This is a genomic window from Kluyvera ascorbata ATCC 33433 (assembly GCF_000735365.1).
GTDB classification, from domain to species: Bacteria; Pseudomonadota; Gammaproteobacteria; order Enterobacterales; family Enterobacteriaceae; genus Kluyvera; species Kluyvera ascorbata.
Genome location: NZ_JMPL01000197.1, coordinates 1 through 4,200 on the forward strand (window position 1 = coordinate 1; position 4,200 = coordinate 4,200).

General features: G+C 49.7%; 3 protein-coding genes and 4 tRNA genes. 1 reads left to right on the plus strand and 6 read right to left on the minus strand.

Annotation, left to right across the window (positions count from 1 at the left end):
* Positions 1–117 precede the first annotated feature (117 nt).
* The 4 genes from GKAS_RS22845 to GKAS_RS22860 all read right to left on the minus strand — a co-directional run bounded on the left by GKAS_RS22845 (position 118) and on the right by GKAS_RS22860 (position 563).
* Positions 118–193: transfer RNA gene (locus GKAS_RS22845), tRNA-Thr, on the minus strand.
* A gap of 5 nt (positions 194–198) precedes the next feature.
* Positions 199–273 (minus strand) — tRNA-Gly (locus GKAS_RS22850).
* Between the two features lie 119 nt (positions 274–392).
* Positions 393–477 (minus strand) — tRNA-Tyr (locus GKAS_RS22855).
* Between the two features lie 10 nt (positions 478–487).
* Positions 488–563, minus strand: a tRNA-Thr gene (locus tag GKAS_RS22860).
* A gap of 413 nt (positions 564–976) precedes the next feature.
* Between GKAS_RS22860 and coaA the strand changes: the two genes are divergently transcribed.
* Positions 977–1,927, plus strand: a complete 951-nt coding sequence (gene coaA, locus GKAS_RS22865; RefSeq protein ID WP_035897768.1) for a type I pantothenate kinase — start codon at positions 977–979, stop codon at positions 1,925–1,927.
* A gap of 37 nt (positions 1,928–1,964) precedes the next feature.
* Here the strand turns inward: coaA and birA are convergent, their stop codons facing one another.
* The gene (gene birA / locus GKAS_RS22870) at positions 1,965–2,927 is read right to left on the minus strand and encodes a bifunctional biotin--[acetyl-CoA-carboxylase] ligase/biotin operon repressor BirA (protein ID WP_035897764.1); all 963 of its coding nucleotides are present in this window, start codon (positions 2,925–2,927) and stop codon (positions 1,965–1,967) included.
* The gene (murB, locus tag GKAS_RS22875) at positions 2,924–3,952 is read right to left on the minus strand and encodes a UDP-N-acetylmuramate dehydrogenase (protein ID WP_035897766.1); all 1,029 of its coding nucleotides are present in this window, start codon (positions 3,950–3,952) and stop codon (positions 2,924–2,926) included. Before murB ends, birA begins: the two co-directional genes overlap by 4 nt.
* Positions 3,953–4,200 lie beyond the last annotated feature (248 nt).

Below are 4,200 nucleotides of genomic sequence, written 5' to 3' on the forward strand. Positions count from 1 at the left end.
TCGATAGTCCCTCTAATACACGGATAAATCGGTGATATCACCACATCAACCAGACTAAAAGCCTGAAATGTTGAATGCATTAATTTAAACAGAGAGAAACGGGAGGGAGAAGAGAAGTGGTGCTGATACCCAGAGTCGAACTGGGGACCTCACCCTTACCAAGGGTGCGCTCTACCAACTGAGCCATATCAGCACGTCTGGAGCGGGCAGCGGGAATCGAACCCGCATCATCAGCTTGGAAGGCTGAGGTAATAGCCATTATACGATGCCCGCATCCTAAAACTCGGCTACCCAGTTCTTTCTGTGCCAAAAAAAAGAGATTGCTCTCTTTTCTTTGTTTGAGTTCGTCATTTTACCGACCAACTCTGGCTTCGCAATGCTTAGCCGGAAAGTGGTGGTGGGGGAAGGATTCGAACCTTCGAAGTCTGTGACGGCAGATTTACAGTCTGCTCCCTTTGGCCGCTCGGGAACCCCACCAGGTACTTGATGGTGCCGACTACCGGAATCGAACTGGTGACCTACTGATTACAAGTCAGTTGCTCTACCTACTGAGCTAAGTCGGCATCAAGTAGCGCGCATTCTATGGAGACCTGCGGCGACATGCAACTAAAAATTTGCATAAAATGTTCTATCGCTCATGTTTTGTGCGTTCGCGCGTAAAAACTCAGCAAAATAGTATTTTCGTGAACAAAAATAGCGCAATTCTCTCTATTCTCTGCGGCTTGCTGTTGCCATTTCAGGTCTAGTAGCTCCCGACTAGCTGTCGTCATTAGCGGCTTCGCTTCTTTACTATTCCCTATCACTTACGCTCGCTGGTTGCATTGGCAACAAACTCTGGGGTTTTCTCACGAAAGCACCACTCATTTGGATTTTTTCTTCTTTTTATAATCCATCTGGTGTTAACCTCCTGCCCATTGTCCTGATTAACTGAATGTGAAGCGTCGCGTGTTATCAGCGCGGCAGCCAGAACATGCTTATGAGAAAACAAGAGCAAACGTTAATGACACCTTATCTACAGTTCGATCGTAGCCAGTGGGCGGCGCTTCGCGATTCCGTGCCAATGACCCTGACTGAAGGCGAAATTACACGCTTAAAAGGTATCAACGAAGATCTGTCGCTAGAAGAAGTGGCGGAAATCTATTTGCCTTTGTCCCGTTTACTGAACTTCTATATTAGTTCTAACCTGCGCCGCCAGGCGGTGCTGGAACAATTCCTTGGCACCAACGGCCAGCGTATTCCTTATATCATCAGCATCGCCGGCAGCGTGGCGGTAGGTAAAAGTACAACCGCTCGTGTTCTCCAGGCGCTTCTCAGCCGCTGGCCAGAGCATCGCCGCGTTGAGCTCATTACCACCGATGGCTTCCTGCACCCTAATGAGGTGTTGAAAGAGCGCGGGTTGATGAAGAAGAAAGGCTTCCCACAGTCTTATGATATGCATCGACTGGTGAAGTTTGTCTCTGACCTGAAGTCAGGAGTACCGGACGTGACGGCACCGGTTTATTCCCATCTTATTTATGATGTTATTCCTGATGGCGATAAAACGGTCACCCACCCAGATATACTCATTCTGGAGGGGCTCAATGTACTACAAAGCGGAATGGATTATCCTCACGACCCACACCATGTATTTGTATCCGATTTCGTTGATTTCTCTATTTATGTCGATGCTCCGGAGCAGTTATTACAATCCTGGTATATCAATCGTTTCCTGAAATTCCGCGAAGGTGCCTTCACCGATCCAGATTCTTATTTCCATAACTATGCACAGCTTTCTAAAGAAGAGGCAATTAACGTTGCGACTTCATTGTGGAATGAGATTAACCTCAGGAATTTAAACGAAAATATCCTACCAACGCGTGAGCGCGCAAGTCTGATCCTGACAAAAAGCGCCAACCACTCTGTTGAGCAAGTTCGTCTTCGGAAATAATCGAGATAAAAGAAAAGGGAGCCGCGGCTCCCTTTTTTTATTCTGCGCTACGTAGCGAAATTTCGCCGCCCATCCAGGGTTTAATCACCCCTTCCTGCTCCAGTAATAAAGCACCTTGAGTATCGATCCCACGGGAAATACCAAATATCTCTTTATCACCGATAATTAATTTCACTGGACGGTTAATAAAGTTATCTAATTTATCCCAACGGGACAGATATGGGGCTAATCCCTCCTGTTCAAAGAGGTGCAGCGCGTCATGTAATTCATTGATCAACCTCGCCGCCAGGACATTGCGATCGATAACGATCCCCGCCTCCTGTAGGTTAATCCACCCCTGATTAATGACATCGTTTTCGACGCGACGCATCACAAGGTTAATCCCAGCACCAATGACAATTTGCGCAGCATCACCGGTTTTACCGGTCAGTTCCACCAGAATGCCGGCCAGTTTGCGGTCGTTGAGATAGAGGTCATTTGGCCACTTCACCCGAACCTTCTCGGCGCCCAAACTTTGTAATACTTCGGCCATGACAATACCGATAACCAAACTTAGGCCAATCGCTGCGGCAGGCCCCTGCTCTAAGCGCCAGTACATGGACAAATAGAGGTTAGCGCCGAACGGTGAGAACCACTTACGACCGCGGCGGCCTCGGCCAGCCTGCTGATATTCAGCCACACAGGCATCACCGGATTTCAATTCACCAATGCGATCGAGCAAATATTGGTTGGTAGAGTCAATCACCGGCAGTACGGCCACATCCCCATAATCCACAGCACGTTGAATCCGCTCCGCTTCCAATAGCTGGATTGGCTCCGGCAGGCAGTAGCCCTTACCGGGAACGGTAAAGACATCAACACCCCAGTCGCGTAACGTCTGGATATGTTTGTTGATCGCCGCGCGGCTCATGCCAAGTTTCTCCCCCAGCTGCTCCCCGGAGTGGAAATCACCATCGGCTAGCAAGGAAATGAGCGTTAATGGCACCGTATTATCTTTCATTTGATTACCTCAACCGCATTTACTTCACCTGTTTGTCCAATAAAGCGGACTTCAGGCTCAAGCCAGACGTTAAATTTGTCGCCCACCTGCTGGCGGACATGGTGTGCTAGCTTGACCACATCGCAGCTCTGCGCGCTGTCGACGTTGACCAGTACCAACGCTTGCTGTTGATGCACCGCAGCGCCTCCCTCAATATGGCCTTTCAACTGGCACTGATCGATAAGCCAGCCAGCTGCTAGCTTAACGCTGCCATCGGCCTGAGGATAATGTGGCGCTTTCGGGAAGTTTACCAGCAGCGCTTGCGCATACTCAGCGCTAACGACTGGGTTTTTAAAGAAGCTGCCTGCGTTGCCGTTGACCTTTGGGTCGGGCAATTTAGTCATACGCATATGGCAAACAGAGTCGAATACTTCACGCGGGGTCACCGTTTCAGGGTCAAGACGCGTAAGATCTCCGTACGTTAACACGGGTTTCCACACTTTCGTGAGCCGGAATCCAACGGCAACAATAGCAAAGCGGTCCTGATAGGCGTGTTTGAAGATGCTGTCGCGGTAGCCGAATTGACAGTCCTTCGCACTAAGTCGTTTACGTTCACCGGTAGCAAGTTCGATGCAATCGACATATTCGCAGACTTGCTGCAGCTCAACACCATAGGCACCGATATTCTGAATCGGGGATGACCCGGCACAGCCAGGAATAAGCGCCAGATTTTCGAGGCCAGGCATGTTGTTATCCAGTGCATAGCGAACCAGATTATGCCAGTTCTCTCCCGCACCAACGTGCAGATGCCATGCATCAGCCGTTTCACTAACCTCAATACCTTTCAAGCGGTTAAGGATCACTGTACCGGAATAATCTTCCAGAAACAGGACGTTACTTCCTTCACCCAGGATCATAACTGGCAGCCCTTCACGGGTAGATTGCTGCCAGGCGCTCAGTAATTGTTGTTCGTTTTCAGCGCATACGATGTGCTTTGCACAGTGGTCAATGCCGAAGGTATTCAAGGGTTTTAGGGAATGGGTCATAGCTGCTTTCCTGATGCTAAATCGCCGATAGTTTACCGTATCTGCTCGGGGAAGGCTTGCTGTTATATAGAGGGAGAAAATATCAACGTAAGTATAAACAATAGGTAGGATAAGGCGTTTTCGCCGCCATCCGGCAGCGTGCTTCACCCCGGAGTCGGCGTGAACGCCTCGTCCGGGCTACCAGACGTGTTGCAGACCGGGCGAGCGCAGCGATCCCGGAAGCCTCACCGCGCTTTCCTTTTCCACAC